Here is a 15,797-nt window from a genome sequence, read left to right on the forward strand (position 1 = left end):
GCCAGCCCCGCTGTGCCGCCGCCCGCCAATGCGCAATAATCGCCGGCCGAGCGAGGAGCCCCGATGATCCGTCTATGCGCGTCGAACGAACTGATCGAAGGCCAGAGCCGCGGTTTTGCACTGCCGCTGGTCCGCGTGGTGGCCGTGCGTCGTGATGGCGTGCCCTACCTGTACGAAAATCGCTGCCCGCACCGCGGAATCGCACTGGAATGGCTGCCTGACCAGTTCCTCGACAGCAGCGGCAGCCTGCTGCAATGCGCGACCCACGGCGCGCTGTTTCTGATCGAGTCAGGCGAATGCGTCGCCGGCCCCTGCGCCGGCCAAGGGCTACGGCCGCTGATCGGCAGTGAACGTGACGGTGTGATCTGGTTGCACGACGAGACAATACAACGCGAGTCGTGAACGCCCGGCTTGGTTATCATGCGTCAACGTTTTCTGTGAGATCGCCATGCGTCGTCTGCTGACCCTGCTGCTGTTCCTCGTCGTGCTGCCCGCCAGCGCCGGTCTGTTCGACAGCAAGCCGAGCCCCACACTCGGCGCCCCGCTCGGCGCCCCGCTCAACAACAGCGCGGACTTCCTGCCGGTGAGCGAGGCCTTTCGCCTGAGCCTGGTAGACAGTTCCCCGACACGGGTGAAGCTGCGTTTCGTCGCCGCCGAGGGTTACTACCTCTATCGCCACCGCTTCGCCTTCAAGACCCAGGAGCCGGGCGTCACCATCGGCGAAGCGCAACTGCCGGCCGGCGAGCAGAAGATCGACGACTACTTCGGCGAGGTGGAGGTCTACTACGGCGTACTGGATATCGACGTGCCGGTCGACAATCCCGAGCGGCGCCCCTTCACGCTGCAGGTGAGCTACCAGGGCTGCGCCGACAAGGGCCTGTGCTACCCGCCCGAAACCGAAAATCTGGCGATCGGCGATTCCGGCGCCGCACCCACCGCCGCACCGAATGCCCCAGAGGCAAAGCGCGAGCTTTCCTGGCGGGCGATCGGGCTGTTCTTCCTCGCCGGTCTGGGCCTGACGTTTACCCCCTGCGTGCTGCCGATGCTGCCGATCCTCAGCGGGGTGGTGCTGCGCGGTCAGACGGGCGGCATGCGCAGCTTCCTGCTGTCGCTGGCCTATGTTCTGCCGATGGCAGGCGGCTTCGCTCTGCTCGGCGCCCTGATGGGTGTATTCGGTGCCGAACTGAATCTGCAAGCGCGCCTGCAGTCGCCGTGGATCCTGGTGCCCTTCGCGCTGTTCTTCGTCGCCTTCGCGCTGGCCATGTTCGGCCTGTTCGAACTGCGTCTGCCGCAAGCGCTGTCCGCACGTCTCGATCGCGTCGCCGGCAACGCCCGCGGCGGCTCCTTCACCGGTGCGGCGTTGCTCGGGTCGATTTCCAGCCTGCTGGTATCGCCCTGTGTTTCCGCACCACTGGCCGGCGCCCTGCTCTACATCAGCGCCAGCGGCGATGCCCTCGGCGGCGGCCTGAAGCTGTTCGCCCTGGGCCTGGGCATGGGCGCGCCGCTGGTGCTGTTCGCCACCGGCGGCGGCGCGCTGCTGCCCAGAAGCGGGCCGTGGATGGTCGGCGTGCGCAACACTTTCGGCGTTCTGCTGCTGGCGGTCGCGGTATGGATGCTCGAACGCGTGCTGCCCGGCCCGCTGGCGCTGGCGCTGTGGGGGCTGCTCGCCGCCGGTTCGGCACTGTTTCTCGGCACGCTGGAGTTCACCCAGAAGACCGCGCGGCAGAAGCTCGCGCAGCTGCTGGGATTGGCCCTGCTGGTGTACGCGCTGGCGGCCTGGGTCGGCGCGCTGCAAGGCAACTCCGATCCGCTGCGGCCGCTGCCCCAGTCCAGCGCGGTACGGCTGGACAACGCGACCGGCGAAGGCTGGCAGACGCTCTCCACCACTGCCGAACTCGATGCACAACTGGCCGCCGCACGCGCCGCTGGCCAGCCGCTGATGCTGGACTGGTACGCCGACTGGTGCGTCAGCTGCAAGGTCTTCGAACGCGAGGTCTTCGCCCATCCCGAGGTGGCGCCGCGTCTGGCTGGCTATCGGCTGATCCGTTTCGACATCACCGACAGCAACGCTGAGCAGCGCGCCCTGCTCGACCGCTACCAGCTGTTCGGCCCGCCGGCGATCCTGTTCTTCGATCGCGCCGGCAACGAGCTGAAGGATGCCCGCGTCGTAGGCGAACTGGACGCCCGGGAATTCGGCGAGCGACTGGATCGCGCCGAACGTTCGCTCTAGGGTCTGTTGCGGCAATCTCCAGTCATAATGCGGGCATTTCCGGCGATCGCTGCATGACTGGACAGTCAGCCCTTGCTTCGGGCATAGTTTTTCCCCTTTCCGGCCGGCGCATCGCGCGCGGCCGTTTTGCCCAGAACAACAAGGACCGCCAATGGCCACGCTGCTCGTGCTCCACGGCCCCAACCTCAACCTGCTCGGCACCCGTGAACCCGGCGTGTACGGCGCCGTGACGCTGGCGCAGATCAATCAGGATCTGGAACAGCGCGCGCGCGATGGCGGCCATCACCTCCTGCATCTGCAATCGAACGCCGAATACGAGTTGATCGAGCGCATTCACGCCGCGCGCGACGAAGGCGTCGACTTCATCCTGATCAATCCGGCTGCCTTCACCCACACCAGCGTCGCATTACGTGACGCGTTGCTGGCCGTGAGCATCCCATTCATCGAAGTGCACCTGTCCAACGTGCACAAGCGTGAACCTTTCCGCCATCACTCCTATTTCTCCGACGTAGCGGTAGGAGTGATCTGCGGCCTTGGCGCCAGCGGCTACCGACTGGCATTGGAGGCCGCCCTGGAACAACTCGCCGCTTCCTGACAGGCCTGTGCACATGCCGGACCTCGAAGACGCGCGCAGCAATGCCCTTTGAACTTACCTGGGAGTCAATGCTTCATGGATATTCGCAAAGTCAAGAAACTGATCGAACTGCTGGAAGAGTCCGGTATCGACGAGCTCGAGATTCACGAGGGTGAAGAGTCCGTACGCATCAGCCGCCACAGCAAGCAAGTCGCGATGCAGCAACCGATCTACGCGCACGCCCCTGCTGCTCCGGCGCCGGCCCCTGCCGCCGCTGCCGCTCCGGCTGCAGACGCCGCTCCGGCCGCGCCGAAGCTGAACGGCAACGTGGTCCGTTCGCCGATGGTCGGCACCTTCTACCGTGCGTCCTCGCCGGAATCCAAGGCGTTCGTCGAAGTCGGTCAGACTGTCAAGAAAGGCGACATCCTCTGCATCGTCGAAGCCATGAAGATGATGAACCACATCGAGGCCGAAATCGGCGGCACCATCGAATCCATCCTGGTGGAGAATGGTCAGCCGGTCGAATACGACCAGCCGCTGTTCACCATCGTTTGAACCGCGGAGAGCCTGCGATGTTGGAAAAAGTACTGATCGCCAACCGCGGCGAAATCGCCCTGCGGGTGCTGCGTGCCTGCAAGGAACTGGGCATCAAGACCGTGGCGGTACATTCGACCGCCGACCGCGACCTGATGCACGTGTCGCTCGCCGATGAGTCGGTGTGCATCGGCCCGGCCTCCTCCGCCCAGTCCTACCTGAGCATTCCGGCGATCATCGCCGCCGCCGAGGTAACCGGTGCCGACGGCATTCACCCCGGCTATGGCTTCCTCGCCGAGAACGCCGACTTCGCCGAACAGGTAGAGAAATCCGGCTTCACCTTCATCGGCCCGACCGCCGACGTAATCCGCCTGATGGGTGACAAGGTGTCGGCCAAGCACGCCATGAAGAAAGCCGGCGTGCCGACCGTACCGGGCTCCGATGGCCCGCTGCCGGAAGACGAACAGCTGGCGCTGAAGATCGCCCGTGAAGTCGGCTACCCGGTGATCATCAAGGCCGCCGGCGGCGGTGGTGGTCGCGGCATGCGCGTGGTGCACAAGGAAGAGGACCTGATCGCCTCGGCCAAGCTGACCCGCAACGAAGCCGGTGCAGCCTTCGGCAACTCGATGGTCTACCTCGAGAAATTCCTGACCAACCCGCGCCACGTGGAAATCCAGGTACTCGCCGACGGCCAGGGCAATGCCATCCACCTGGGTGACCGCGACTGCTCGCTGCAGCGCCGCCACCAGAAAGTGATCGAGGAAGCCCCTGCCCCGCTGATCGATGAAGAAGCCCGCCGCAAGGTCCAGGCTCGCTGCGTCAAGGCCTGCATCGACATCGGCTACCGCGGCGCCGGCACGTTCGAGTTCCTTTATGAAGACGGCAACTTCTACTTCATCGAGATGAACACCCGCGTGCAGGTCGAACACCCGGTCACCGAGATGGTCACTGGCATCGATATCGTCAAGGAGATGCTGCTGATCGGCGGCGGCCAGAAGCTGTCGATCAAACAGGAAGATGTAGTCATTCGCGGCCACGCCGTGGAGTGCCGCATCAACGCTGAAGACCCGCGCACCTTCATGCCCAGCCCGGGCAAGGTGAAGCACTTCCATGCCCCGGGCGGCAACGGCGTGCGCGTCGATTCGCACCTGTACGACGGTTATGCGGTACCGCCGCACTACGATTCGCTGATCGGCAAGCTGATCACCTTCGGCGCCAACCGCGACGAGGCCATGGGTCGTATGCGCAATGCCCTGGACGAGCTGATCGTCGACGGCATCAAGACCAACGCCCCGCTGCACCGCGACCTGGTGCGCGACGCAGGCTTCTGCAAGGGCGGCGTCAACATCCATTACCTGGAAAAGAAACTGGGTATGGACAAGCACTGAGCCACGGCTCGGCGCTGACACAGGGGCTGCCTTCGGGCGGCCCCTGTCGTTTGTGGCACAGGGTGGACAAGCCCGCACCGCGATTCTCCGCCTGATGCCTGCACTGGCCGCAACCCACGCCCTCCAGTAAGCTTGCGCGCCTTGCCCCACCCGTTTCCCAAGAGGCCCCCATGTCCTGGTTGCAGATCCGCCTTGCCATCACCCCCGATCAGGCCGCAGAGCTGGAGGACCAGCTGCTCGAGCTGGGCGCCGTCTCGGTGACGTTCATGGATGGCGAGGACCAGCCGATCTTCGAACCGGACCTCGGCACCACGCCGCTGTGGAGCCACACCCACCTGCTCGCGCTGTTCGAGGCCGATACCGATGCGGACGCGGTACTTGCCCACCTGCGCCTGCTGCGCGGTGGCGAGCTGCCCGAGCACCACATCGAGCACATTGAAGATCAGGACTGGGAACGCAGCTGGATGGACAACTTCCAGCCAATGCGCTTCGGCCGCCGCCTGTGGATTGTGCCGAGCTGGCACGAGGCCCCGGAACCGGACGCAGTCAATCTGCTGCTCGACCCGGGACTGGCCTTCGGCACCGGCACCCACCCGACCACCGCGCTGTGCCTGGAGTGGCTGGACGGTCAGGAGCTGGCCGGCTGCCGCGTGCTCGACTTCGGCTGCGGTTCGGGCATTCTCGGCATCGCCGCCCTGCTGCTCGGCGCCGAATCGGCACTGGGCACCGACATCGACCCGCAGGCGCTGGAAGCCTCGCGCGACAATGCCGGACGCAACGGCCTGCCGGCCGATGCTTTCCCGGTCTACCTTCCCGAGCATCTGCCAACGCAGGCGGTCGACGTGGTGGTCGCCAACATCCTGGCCGGTCCGCTGGTGCAACTGGCACCGCAGATCAGCACGCTGGTCAAGCCCGGCGGCCGACTGGCGCTGTCCGGCATTCTTGCCGAGCAGGCCGAAGAGGTTCGCCGCGCCTACGAAGGCGCCTTCGATCTCGACCCGACCGCCGACAAGGACGGCTGGGTGCGCATCAGCGGAACCCGCCGCTGAACAGCGCCCGCTGTCGCCACGCGACGGGCATGAACTAGACTTGCGAGCAATTTTCGCCGGAACCCCGCATGAGCAGCTTCATCACTCAATGTCCCCACTGCCGCACCAGCTTTCGTGTCAGTCACAGCCAACTCGGCGCGGCGCGTGGCGCGGTGCGTTGCGGGGCCTGCCTTGAAGTGTTCAATGCCGCGCGTCAGCTGCTGGCCGAGGAGCATCCGACGCCACCAACCGCCATCACCAGCCCCGCGGCTCAGCCGCCTGCGCCGCCTCCGGCGCCGAGCGTAGACGAGAGCCGCTGGATCCACGACGACCTGGATCTCGACAGCCTCGACCTCGACGAGGAGCTGGCCAAGCTGGAAGCGCAGGAGCGCGAGCTTGCCCAGCGCTTCAGCCAGTCCGCGGGTACGCCGCCGGCAGACGTCGCTCCGCCGCGCGCCGAGCCGGATGAGACGACCGTACCGGATACACCGCGCGCGACGCCCGAGGGTGACTCACCCGTCCCCACCGAGGCACCGACATCGGTCGCGCCGACCGAAGCCACGCCATCGCTCCCACTCAGCCCCGCCTCGGCTGCGCCCTCGCTGCCCAGCCAGGCGGCAACTGCCAGCGAGTGGATCGCAACAAGCCACGACGACGAGACGCCCGCACGCGTGGAGCCCGACATCGGCAGCGCGGACGAGGCACCGGCCGCACCAGCACCGGAACTATCGGCCGCCAACCACACTGCCAGTCAGCGCCACGAGCCGGAGCTGGCAAACGCCCCGCTGTTCGAACTCGACGACGAGCCGCTGCAGCTCGCCTGGCAGCAACCGCGCAAGCGCTGGGGCCGCCGGCTGGCGTGGGGCACACTGAACCTTCTCGCCCTGCTCGGCCTCGCCGGCCAGTACGTGGCGTACAACTTCGACGAACTGGCGCGCCAGGACCGCTATCGCCCCTGGTTCGAGCGCCTCTGTCCGACGCTGGGTTGCACCCTGCCGAGTAAGGTCGACGTCAGCCAGATTCGCAGCAGCAACCTGGTGGTGCGCAGCCATCCGGACTTCCGTGGCGCACTGGTGGTGGACGCGATCATTTACAACCGCGCGCCCTTCGCCCAACCGTTTCCGCTGCTGGAAATTCGCTTCGCCGATCTCACCGGCAAACTGATCGCCAGCCGCAGCTTCAAGCCCAGCGAATACCTGTCGGGCGAGCTCGCCGGACAGGCGGAAATGCCCCCGCAGGTCCCTATCCATATCGCATTGGATATCCTCGACCCGGGCTCGAAAGCGGTGAACTACAGCCTGAACTTCCGCTCTCCGGAATAGCACTACGGGCAGCGTATTTCGCGGCCCGCGCCGGCTTCTAACCATTGGCGATAAGCCGGCGACTGTTCAGAATTTGTTCAAAACGACCTTTAACCCGTCATCCGGAGCGGGTATTATGCCCACCCTTTTTTGCAGTCCCGATCGACCTAACAAGCAGGCTCCAGGCAGGGAATCTTCATGTCAGCGGTACGCATCGGCCCTTACACCTTATCGAATCGCCTGATTCTCGCGCCCATGGCCGGCGTGACCGATCAGCCGTTCCGCCAGCTCTGCCGACACTTCGGCGCGGGCATGGTGGTCTCGGAAATGCTCACCAGCGACGTGCGCCTGTGGAACAGCCGCAAGTCGCGCCTGCGCATGCCGCATGCCGATGAACCGGAACCACGCTCGGTGCAGATCGCTGGCGGCGATCCGCAGATGCTTGCCGAAGCCGCACGTCGCAACGTCGAACTGGGCGCACAGATCATCGATATCAACATGGGCTGTCCGGCCAAGAAGGTCTGCAACAAAGCCGCCGGTTCCGCGCTGATGCGCGACGAAAGGCTGGTCGGGCAGATCCTCGACGCCGTGGTCGCCGCCGTCGACGTCCCCGTGACCCTGAAGATCCGCACCGGCTGGGACCGCCAGAACCGCAACGGTTCGACGATCGCGCGGATCGCCGAACAGAGTGGAATCGCCGCGCTGGCCGTGCATGGCCGCACGCGCGCCGATCTCTATACCGGCGAGGCCGAGTACGACACCATCGCGACGATCAAGCAGCAGGTGACCATTCCGGTTTTCGCCAATGGCGACATCGACTCGCCGCGCAAGGCGCGCCAGGTGCTGCAGGCGACCGGCGCCGATGCTCTGCTGATCGGCCGGGCCGCGCAGGGCCGGCCGTGGATCTTCCGCGAGATCGCGCATTACCTCGACACCGGAGAGCTGCTGGCCCAGCCATCGCCCGCCGTCATCGAAGCCACCGTGTTGCAGCATCTGGACGCTCTGCACGCCTTCTACGGCGACGTCATGGGCGCACGCATCGCCCGCAAGCACGTCGGTTGGTATCTGCAAACACTGCCGGGCGCCCGGGAATTTCGCGCCCGGTTCAATCACCTGGAAGACAGGGCGGCACAGGCTGCCAGCGTTCGGGCGTTCTTCGCCGAGCAACGATCAAGGCCCGATTCGGGGGATGGACAGGGGGTGGCCGCATGACGCTGTTGAACGAAACCTTGCTAACTGGAACCGTATCCGTGAGCGACAACGTGAACCTGAAGCAGCACCTCAACACGCCGAGCGAAGCGGGACATACCCTTCGCGGCAGCGTGGAGAAGGCGCTGCACAACTATTTTGCCCGCCTCGAGGGTGCCGACGTCACGGACGTCTACAACCTGGTGCTCTCGGAAGTCGAGGCTCCGCTGCTGGAAACCGTGATGAACTACGTCAAGGGCAACCAGACCAAGGCCTCCGAGCTGCTGGGCCTGAACCGCGGCACCCTGCGCAAGAAACTCAAGCAGTACGACCTGCTGTAACCCGATTCGCTGGATGAAGGGCGCCGCGCCGGCGCCCGTTTTCTTTCAATTCTGTCCTGATGGAATCCGAGATGACCGACCAGACCACCCGCCTTCCCGTCCGCCGCGCGCTGATCAGCGTGTCCGACAAGACCGGCGTCGTCGACTTCGCCCGTGAACTCGCCGCCCTCGGTGTCGAGATCCTCTCCACCGGCGGCACGTTCAAGCTGCTGCGCGAAAACGGCATCAATGCCATGGAAGTCGCCGACTACACCGGCTTCCCGGAAATGATGGACGGTCGGGTGAAGACCCTGCATCCGAAGATCCACGGCGGCATCCTCGGCCGGCGCGACCTCGACGGCGCGGTGATGGCCGAGCACGGCATCGCGCCGATCGACCTGGTGGCGGTCAATCTCTACCCATTCGCCGCCACCGTGGCCAAGCCGGGCTGCACGCTGCTGGATGCCATCGAGAACATCGACATCGGCGGCCCGACGATGGTCCGCAGCGCGGCGAAGAACCATAAGGACGTCGCCATCGTGGTCAACGCCGACGACTACGCCGCGGTGATCGACAACCTGAAGAACGGCGGCCTGACCTATGCCCAGCGCTTCGACCTGGCGCTCAAGGCCTTCGAGCACACCGCCGCTTATGACGGCATGATCGCCAACTACCTCGGCGGCATCGACCAGAGCAGCGAACAGCTCAGCACCGAAAACCGCAGCCTGTTCCCGCGCACCTACAGCATGCAGTTCATCAAGGCGCAGGACATGCGCTACGGCGAGAACCCGCATCAGCAGGCCGCCTTCTACGTCGAGAAGCCGGACGAAGCCTGCGTGGCCACCGCCACCCAGCTGCAGGGCAAGGAACTGTCGTTCAACAACGTGGCCGACACCGATGCCGCGCTGGAATGCGTGAAGAGCTTCGTCAAGCCGGCCTGCGTGATCGTCAAGCATGCCAATCCGTGCGGCGTCGCCGTGGTACCGGAAGACGAGGGCGGCATCCGCAAGGCCTACGATCTGGCCTACGCCACTGACAGCGAATCGGCGTTCGGCGGCATCATCGCCTTCAACCGCGAGCTGGACGGTGAGACCGCTCGCGCCATCGTCGAGCGCCAGTTCGTCGAGGTGATCATCGCCCCGAGCATCTCTGCTGCCGCCCGTGAAGTAGTGGCTGCCAAGGCCAACATCCGCCTGCTCGAATGCGGCCAGTGGCCAGCTGAGCGCACCCCGGGCTGGGACTACAAGCGCGTCAATGGCGGCCTGCTGATCCAGAGCCGCGACATCGGCATGATTACCGCCGATGACCTGAAAGTGGTCACCAAGCGCGCACCCACCGAGCAGGAAATCCACGACCTGGTGTTCGCCTGGAAGGTGGCCAAGTTCGTCAAGTCCAACGCCATCGTCTACGCCAAGAACCGCCAGACCGTCGGCGTCGGCGCCGGCCAGATGAGCCGCGTCAACTCCGCACGCATCGCCGCGATCAAGGCCGAGCATGCGGGCCTGCAGGTGCAGGGCGCGGTCATGGCCTCCGATGCGTTCTTCCCGTTCCGCGACGGCATCGACAACGCCGCCAAGGCCGGCATCAGCGCCGTCATCCAGCCCGGCGGCTCGATGCGCGACGAAGAGGTCATCGCCGCGGCCGACGAAGCCGGTATCGCGATGGTCTTCACTGGCATGCGCCACTTCCGCCATTGATCCGTTGGTGGATGGCTTCGGCCATCCACCCTCCACGGAACGCCAGACATCGTAGGGTGGATAACGCTTTGCTTATCCACCGCGCGGGCCACAGGCCCGCCCCCAACGGGAGAGAGAAATGAACGTACTGATCATCGGCAGCGGCGGTCGTGAACACGCCCTGGCCTGGAAGGTCGCGCAGGACACACGCGTCGAGAAGGTCTTCGTCGCCCCCGGCAATGCCGGCACCGCCACCGAGGCCAAGTGCGAGAACGTCGCCATCGATGTGCTGGATATCGAGGCGCTGGCCGACTTCGCCGCGAAGAATGTGCAGCTGACCATCGTCGGCCCGGAAGCGCCGCTGGTGAAGGGCGTGGTCGACCTGTTCCGCGCCCGCGGTCTGGACATCTTCGGCCCTACCGCCTCCGCCGCCCAGCTGGAAGGCTCCAAGGCGTTCACCAAGGACTTCCTGGCCCGCCACAAGATTCCCACCGCCGACTACCAGAACTTCACCGAAGTGGAACCGGCGCTGGCCTACCTGCGCGAGAACGGCGCGCCGATCGTCATCAAGGCCGACGGCCTGGCCGCCGGCAAGGGCGTGATCGTCGCCATGACCCTCGAAGAAGCCGAGGACGCCGTGCGCGACATGCTCTCCGGCAATGCCTTCGGTGACGCCGGTTCGCGGGTGGTCATCGAGGAATTCCTCGATGGCGAGGAAGCCAGCTTCATCGTCATGGTCGACGGCGAAAACGTGCTGCCGATGGCCACCAGCCAGGACCACAAGCGCGTCGGCGACGGCGACAGCGGCCCCAACACCGGCGGCATGGGCGCCTACTCGCCGGCCCCGGTGGTCACCGCCGAAGTGCACCAGCGGGTGATGGACGAAGTCATCTACCCGACCGTGCGCGGCATGGCCAGTGAAGGCAACGTCTACACCGGCTTCCTCTACGCCGGTCTGATGATCGACAAATCGGGTGCGCCCAAGGTCATCGAATTCAACTGCCGCTTCGGCGACCCGGAAACCCAGCCGATCATGGTCCGTCTGGAGTCCTCGCTGGTGCTGCTGGTCGAGGCCGCACTGGCCAAGGCGCTGAACAAGGTCGAAGCCACCTGGGATCCGCGTCCCACGGTGGGCGTGGTACTGGCCGCTGGCGGCTACCCGGGCGACTACGCCAAGGGCGACGTCATCGAAGGTCTGGCCGATGCCGCACAACTGGACGGCAAGGTGTTCCACGCCGGCACTGCGCTGAACGCCCAGGGCCAGGTGGTCACCGCCGGTGGTCGCGTGCTGTGCGCCACGGCCATCGGCCGCACGGTATCCGACGCCCAGCAGCAGGCCTACCGCCTGGCGGAGAAGATCCGCTGGAACGGCATGTTCCACCGGCATGACATCGGCTACCGCGCCATCGCGCGTGAACGGGGCGAAGGCTGAGCAACCGCTTACCGGAAAACACGCACGGGGCCCGGATTTCGGCGCTCCGTGCGATTACAGCCGATCGGCGGCATGGCTATAATCCGCCGTCACACACATGAAGGGACTTCACCCGTGGGTCGGCTTCGGATCGTCTTCGCATTCATCTTTAGCCTGCTCCTGACTGCGCTGACCCCGCTCTCGGCACACGCGCTCCCATCTCCTTCCACGGCAGTCGATTCTGCCGCGCAACCCTCCAACTGGCGCCTGCTGGTTGACCAGTCGGGCCGCCTGACGCTCAACGAAGTGCTCGCGCAGCGCCCGCTGTTCCAACGCCTGGAAAAACTCGCCTACGCCGGCCCGGCCAGTGACGACGCCATCTGGCTGCAGGTCAGTCTGTCACCGCAAACGCAGCCGCACTGGCTGTGGCTGTTTGCGCCACGGGTGCAATATCTCGACTACTACCTGTTGCGCGATGGCGTGCTGGAGCAACACGTGGCCACCGGCGAACTGCGGCCGATGACCTCGCGCCCGCTGCCCGAGCGTGCCTACGTCTTCTCGCTACCCAATGACGATCACCCGCGCGAAGCGTATATCCGCCTGCAGTCCAGCCATCCGGTCATGTCCTGGTTCAGGATTCTCGACGAGGCCGGTCTGGTGGCGCAGGCGCAGCCGGCCTATCTATTCGGCGCACTGTTCGGCGCCCTGGCACTGCTCACGGTGTACAACCTGCTGCGTTTCGCCTACACCCGCAGTTACAGCCACATCTGGCTGAGCCTGCTGCACGCCGCGCTGCTCGGCTGCGCCGTAGCCAACTTGGGTCTGCTGGCGGTATGGCTGCCGCAACTGATCTACAGCCAGCCGCTGATCGCCGACGTGTGCGCGCTGATCGCTTGCTTGGCACTGCTGGGGTTCACCCTGGGATTCTTCAGTCGCCAGCGGCGTAACTGGATCAACTGGCTGCTCGGCATGCAGATCAACCTGGTGCTCATCCTCGCTGGCGCCGTGACGCTGACGCAGTGGCTATGGCACAGCGGCATCATCTACGCCTGCGTCCTGCTGGCGGCGCTCAGCACCCTGGCGGTGGCAACCTACCACTGGCGGCAGGGTTACCAGCCGGCCCGGCTGGTGGTTGGCGGTCTGCTGCTGTTCAACGCCGGCTTCATCTTCTTCATTCCGGCCTTGCTGGGCTTCGATCAGCTCGACCCGGGCTGGCTTACCGGCGGGCTGTTCAGCCTGACCACGCTCAGCGGGCTGATGCTCAGCTTCGCGCTGCTCGAACGACAGCGGCAGGTGCAGGCCGACAGCCGTACCGAACACACCGCCGCGGCGGTGATCAGCGCCGAGCTCAAGACCAAGGCCGACTTCCTCGCCAAGGTCAGCCACGAGATTCGCACGCCGATGAATGGCGTGCTCGGCATGAGCGAACTGCTGCTGGGCACTTCACTGTCGGCCAAGCAGCGCGACTACGTGCAGACGATTCACAGCTCGGGCAACGAGCTGCTCAACCTGATCAACGAGATTCTCGACATTTCCAAGCTGGAATCGGGGCAGATCGAACTGGACGACGTGCAGTTCGATCTCCATGCGCTGCTCGAGGATTGTCTGAACATCTACCGCGCCAAGGCCGAACAGCAGAAGGTCGAGCTGATCAGCCTGGTCCAGCCACAACTGCCGCCGGTGCTGACCGGCGACCCCACGCGCCTGCGCCAGGCCCTGCTCAACCTGCTGGAAAACGCCTTCAAACAGACCGACGAAGGCGAGGTGCTGCTGATCGCCGCCATCGAGGAAACCGCCGAGCGACCACGCCTGCGCATTACCGTGCAGGACAGCGGCCGTCCGCTGGAAGCCTACGAGCGCGATGCCCTGCTCAACGCCGCGCTGGACAGCCAGGACTTTCTGGCAGCGACGCGTCACGGCGGGCGCCTGGGCCTGATCATCGCGCGCCAGCTGGTGCAGCTGATGGATGGTGAGCTGGGCGTGCAGACCGGCACCGACCGCGGCAACATCCTCTGGATCAGCCTGCCGCTGGCCAACGAAGGGCTCGCGCCGGCCGATTCGGTCCTCGACAGTGCGCTGCAGGGGACGCGCCTGCTGGTGGTCGACGACAACGACACCTGCCGCAAGGTGCTGGTCCAGCAATGCAGCAGCTGGGGACTGGAAGTCAGCGCCGTGGCCTCGGGCAAGGAAGCGCTCGCGCTGCTGCGCACCAAGACGCACCTGAAGGAATACTTCGATGTCGTGCTGCTCGACCAGGACATGCCGGGCATGACCGGCATGCAGCTCGCGACCCGGATCAAGGAAGACTTCAGCCTCAACCATGACATTCTGCTGATCATGCTGACCGGCATGAGCAGCGCGCCGAGCAAGGTCATCGCGCGCAATGCCGGAATCAAGCGCATCCTCGCTAAACCGGTGGCCGGCTACACGCTCAAGACCACCCTGGCCGACGAACTGGCCCAGCGCGACCAGCGCCGCGAGCGACATACCGTCGTCACACCGCCGCCTGGTATCGCACCGCTGCAGGTGCCGGATGACTTCCGCATTCTCGTCGCCGAGGACAACAGCATCTCCACCAAGGTCATCCGCGGCATGCTCAACAAGCTGCATTTGCAGCCGGAAACCGCCAGCAATGGCGAAGAGGCGTTGCGCGCGATCCAGGCCCAGCCCTACGACCTGGTACTGATGGACTGCGAGATGCCGGTGCTCGACGGCTTCGAAGCCACCCGACAGTTGCGCCTGTGGGAAGCTGCTCACGACCGCCCACGCACACCAGTGGTAGCGCTCACCGCGCATATTCTCAGCGAGCACCGCGAGCGCGCACGCGAGGCCGGCATGGACGGGCACATGGCCAAGCCGGTGGAGCTGTCGCAACTGCGCGAGTTGATCGAACACTGGATACATATCAAGGCGGCAGGCTCGCTGGCGGAGTAATCTCGCCGCCCGGAGCTTTCGCTCATCGCTGTACGCCTGTCTGCGCCCGTACGTCATCGATCCGGAACGCGGCACTGAACAAAAGCGCCTGCCCGCTGCCGATTAAGCAGTACTGGTGAAAGTCGGCGAAGACATGTAATGCTCTGCGCCCCCCGCCGGGGGTACTCACCACCTGGGCTCGACCCGCCCCGACCGCACCGGCGAAGTAAGGAGCCGAGCGATGATGAAAAAAAGCGATGCCGCCTGGACCCTGTTCGGGATCGTGGCGGTACTGCTATCGGGCTACCTGCTGTATCACGAAGTCCGCACCATTTCCCTGGCCGAACTCGGCAACAGCCTGCTGGCCATCGGCAAGATGCACTGGCTGATGGCTGGCGCCGCCACCCTGGGTGCCTATGTGGCGCTGGCCTGGTACGACCGCATCGCGATGGCGCATCTGGGCAAGCGTATTTCCTGGTGGTTCATCACCCTCTGCTCCTTCACCACCTACGCGCTGGCTCACAACATCGGCGCCTCGGTATTTTCCGGCGCGGTGGTGCGCTACCGCGCGTATCGCAGCAAGGGCCTGACGCCACAGGAGATCGGCATTCTCATCGTCTTCTGCTCGCTGACCTTCGCGCTCGGCACCCTGCTGGCCTGCGGCAGCGTGCTGCTCGTGCGGCCGGGCGTGCTGGACCGCATCGTCGAGGTTTCGCCGTGGGTCGCGCGCGGACTCGGCGCCCTGCTGCTGGCCCTGGTGGGCCTCTACGTGTTCGGCTCTTGGCGCCAGCTGCCGCCGTGGCGACTGGGCAAATGGCATATCGAATACCCGCGACTGAAGGTGGTAGCACGGCAGCTGATGGCCGGGCCGATGGAGCTGCTGTGCGCGGCGGCCATCATCTATTTCGCTCTGCCGGCCGTTAACAATCCCGGCTATCTGACGATTCTCGGCGTGTTCCTGGCGTCCTTCTCGCTGGCCCTGCTGTCCCACGCGCCCGGCGGGCTCGGCGTGCTCGAAGTCACCTTCCTCGCGGCGCTGCCCGAGCTGCCCACCGCCGACGTACTCGCCGCGCTGATCGTCTTTCGCGGCTTCTACCTGCTGCTGCCGTTTGCCCTGGCGATCCTCGTGGTGCTGGGATTCGAGGCCGGCCAGTGGTCGGCCCGCCGCCGCAGCACCTAGCCGCCGGCGCAACATTCACTGGCGAAGCCGCGCGCCTCGGGCGATCATGCGGCC

Annotated in this window: 13 protein-coding genes; all 13 read left to right on the forward strand. The window is 65.5% G+C overall.

All coding sequences use genetic code 11. The features are described from left to right. Positions 1–63: 63 nt before the first annotated feature. Entirely contained in the window at positions 64–402 is a 339-nt protein-coding gene (locus tag AC0ZJQ_RS15120; protein WP_314017429.1) for a Rieske (2Fe-2S) protein, read from the forward strand. 46 nt (positions 403–448) lie between these two features. Then, positions 449–2,230, forward strand: coding sequence for a protein-disulfide reductase DsbD (locus tag AC0ZJQ_RS15125; protein ID WP_476476872.1), 1,782 nt, complete (start codon positions 449–451; stop codon positions 2,228–2,230). Between the two features lie 151 nt (positions 2,231–2,381). Beyond that, the gene (aroQ, locus tag AC0ZJQ_RS15130; protein ID WP_008568894.1) at positions 2,382–2,825 is read left to right on the forward strand and encodes a type II 3-dehydroquinate dehydratase; all 444 of its coding nucleotides are present in this window, start codon (positions 2,382–2,384) and stop codon (positions 2,823–2,825) included. Between the two features lie 75 nt (positions 2,826–2,900). Further along, positions 2,901–3,359, forward strand: a complete 459-nt coding sequence (gene accB, locus AC0ZJQ_RS15135; protein ID WP_167134663.1) for an acetyl-CoA carboxylase biotin carboxyl carrier protein — start codon at positions 2,901–2,903, stop codon at positions 3,357–3,359. A 17-nt stretch (positions 3,360–3,376) separates the two neighbouring features. Then, positions 3,377–4,726, forward strand: a complete 1,350-nt coding sequence (gene accC / locus AC0ZJQ_RS15140; protein ID WP_008568897.1) for an acetyl-CoA carboxylase biotin carboxylase subunit — start codon at positions 3,377–3,379, stop codon at positions 4,724–4,726. A gap of 170 nt (positions 4,727–4,896) precedes the next feature. Next, positions 4,897–5,775 (forward strand): 50S ribosomal protein L11 methyltransferase, encoded by an 879-nt coding sequence (gene prmA / locus AC0ZJQ_RS15145; protein WP_155552967.1) that lies wholly within the window; start codon positions 4,897–4,899, stop codon positions 5,773–5,775. Positions 5,776–5,843: 68 nt separating this feature from the next. After that, positions 5,844–7,076: a DUF3426 domain-containing protein gene (locus AC0ZJQ_RS15150; RefSeq protein ID WP_008568899.1), complete on the forward strand. Its 1,233-nt coding sequence runs from the start codon at positions 5,844–5,846 to the stop codon at positions 7,074–7,076. Positions 7,077–7,253: 177 nt separating this feature from the next. Next, positions 7,254–8,267, forward strand: coding sequence for a tRNA dihydrouridine synthase DusB (gene dusB / locus AC0ZJQ_RS15155; protein WP_167134661.1), 1,014 nt, complete (start codon positions 7,254–7,256; stop codon positions 8,265–8,267). Continuing rightward, on the forward strand, positions 8,264–8,584 hold the full coding sequence (fis, locus tag AC0ZJQ_RS15160; RefSeq protein ID WP_003288821.1) for a DNA-binding transcriptional regulator Fis: 321 nt from the start codon (positions 8,264–8,266) through the stop codon (positions 8,582–8,584). The genes dusB and fis overlap by 4 nt, the downstream gene beginning before the upstream one ends. A gap of 71 nt (positions 8,585–8,655) precedes the next feature. Further along, positions 8,656–10,260 carry a bifunctional phosphoribosylaminoimidazolecarboxamide formyltransferase/IMP cyclohydrolase gene (purH, locus tag AC0ZJQ_RS15165; protein ID WP_167134658.1) on the forward strand — a complete coding sequence of 535 codons (1,605 nt, stop codon included), beginning with the start codon at positions 8,656–8,658 and terminating at the stop codon, positions 10,258–10,260. A 118-nt stretch (positions 10,261–10,378) separates the two neighbouring features. After that, positions 10,379–11,671, forward strand: coding sequence for a phosphoribosylamine--glycine ligase (gene purD, locus AC0ZJQ_RS15170; protein ID WP_167134657.1), 1,293 nt, complete (start codon positions 10,379–10,381; stop codon positions 11,669–11,671). Positions 11,672–11,785: 114 nt separating this feature from the next. Then, positions 11,786–14,584: a hybrid sensor histidine kinase/response regulator gene (locus tag AC0ZJQ_RS15175; RefSeq protein ID WP_237262469.1), complete on the forward strand. Its 2,799-nt coding sequence runs from the start codon at positions 11,786–11,788 to the stop codon at positions 14,582–14,584. A 220-nt stretch (positions 14,585–14,804) separates the two neighbouring features. Beyond that, on the forward strand, positions 14,805–15,743 hold the full coding sequence (locus AC0ZJQ_RS15180) for a lysylphosphatidylglycerol synthase transmembrane domain-containing protein (protein ID WP_237262471.1): 939 nt from the start codon (positions 14,805–14,807) through the stop codon (positions 15,741–15,743). The last annotated feature ends 54 nt before the right edge of the window (positions 15,744–15,797 follow it).

The sequence above is a fragment of the Stutzerimonas sp. 21-1 genome (assembly GCF_056336065.1).

Coding starts and splice junctions, on each gene's coding strand:
- AC0ZJQ_RS15120 (WP_314017429.1), top strand. CDS start 64: ATGATCCGTCTATGCGCGTCGAACGAACTGATCGAAGGCCAGAGCCGC.
- AC0ZJQ_RS15125 (WP_476476872.1), top strand. CDS start 449: ATGCGTCGTCTGCTGACCCTGCTGCTGTTCCTCGTCGTGCTGCCCGCC.
- aroQ (WP_008568894.1), top strand. CDS start 2,382: ATGGCCACGCTGCTCGTGCTCCACGGCCCCAACCTCAACCTGCTCGGC.
- accB (WP_167134663.1), top strand. CDS start 2,901: ATGGATATTCGCAAAGTCAAGAAACTGATCGAACTGCTGGAAGAGTCC.
- accC (WP_008568897.1), top strand. CDS start 3,377: ATGTTGGAAAAAGTACTGATCGCCAACCGCGGCGAAATCGCCCTGCGG.
- prmA (WP_155552967.1), top strand. CDS start 4,897: ATGTCCTGGTTGCAGATCCGCCTTGCCATCACCCCCGATCAGGCCGCA.
- AC0ZJQ_RS15150 (WP_008568899.1), top strand. CDS start 5,844: ATGAGCAGCTTCATCACTCAATGTCCCCACTGCCGCACCAGCTTTCGT.
- dusB (WP_167134661.1), top strand. CDS start 7,254: ATGTCAGCGGTACGCATCGGCCCTTACACCTTATCGAATCGCCTGATT.
- fis (WP_003288821.1), top strand. CDS start 8,264: ATGACGCTGTTGAACGAAACCTTGCTAACTGGAACCGTATCCGTGAGC.
- purH (WP_167134658.1), top strand. CDS start 8,656: ATGACCGACCAGACCACCCGCCTTCCCGTCCGCCGCGCGCTGATCAGC.
- purD (WP_167134657.1), top strand. CDS start 10,379: ATGAACGTACTGATCATCGGCAGCGGCGGTCGTGAACACGCCCTGGCC.
- AC0ZJQ_RS15180 (WP_237262471.1), top strand. CDS start 14,805: ATGATGAAAAAAAGCGATGCCGCCTGGACCCTGTTCGGGATCGTGGCG.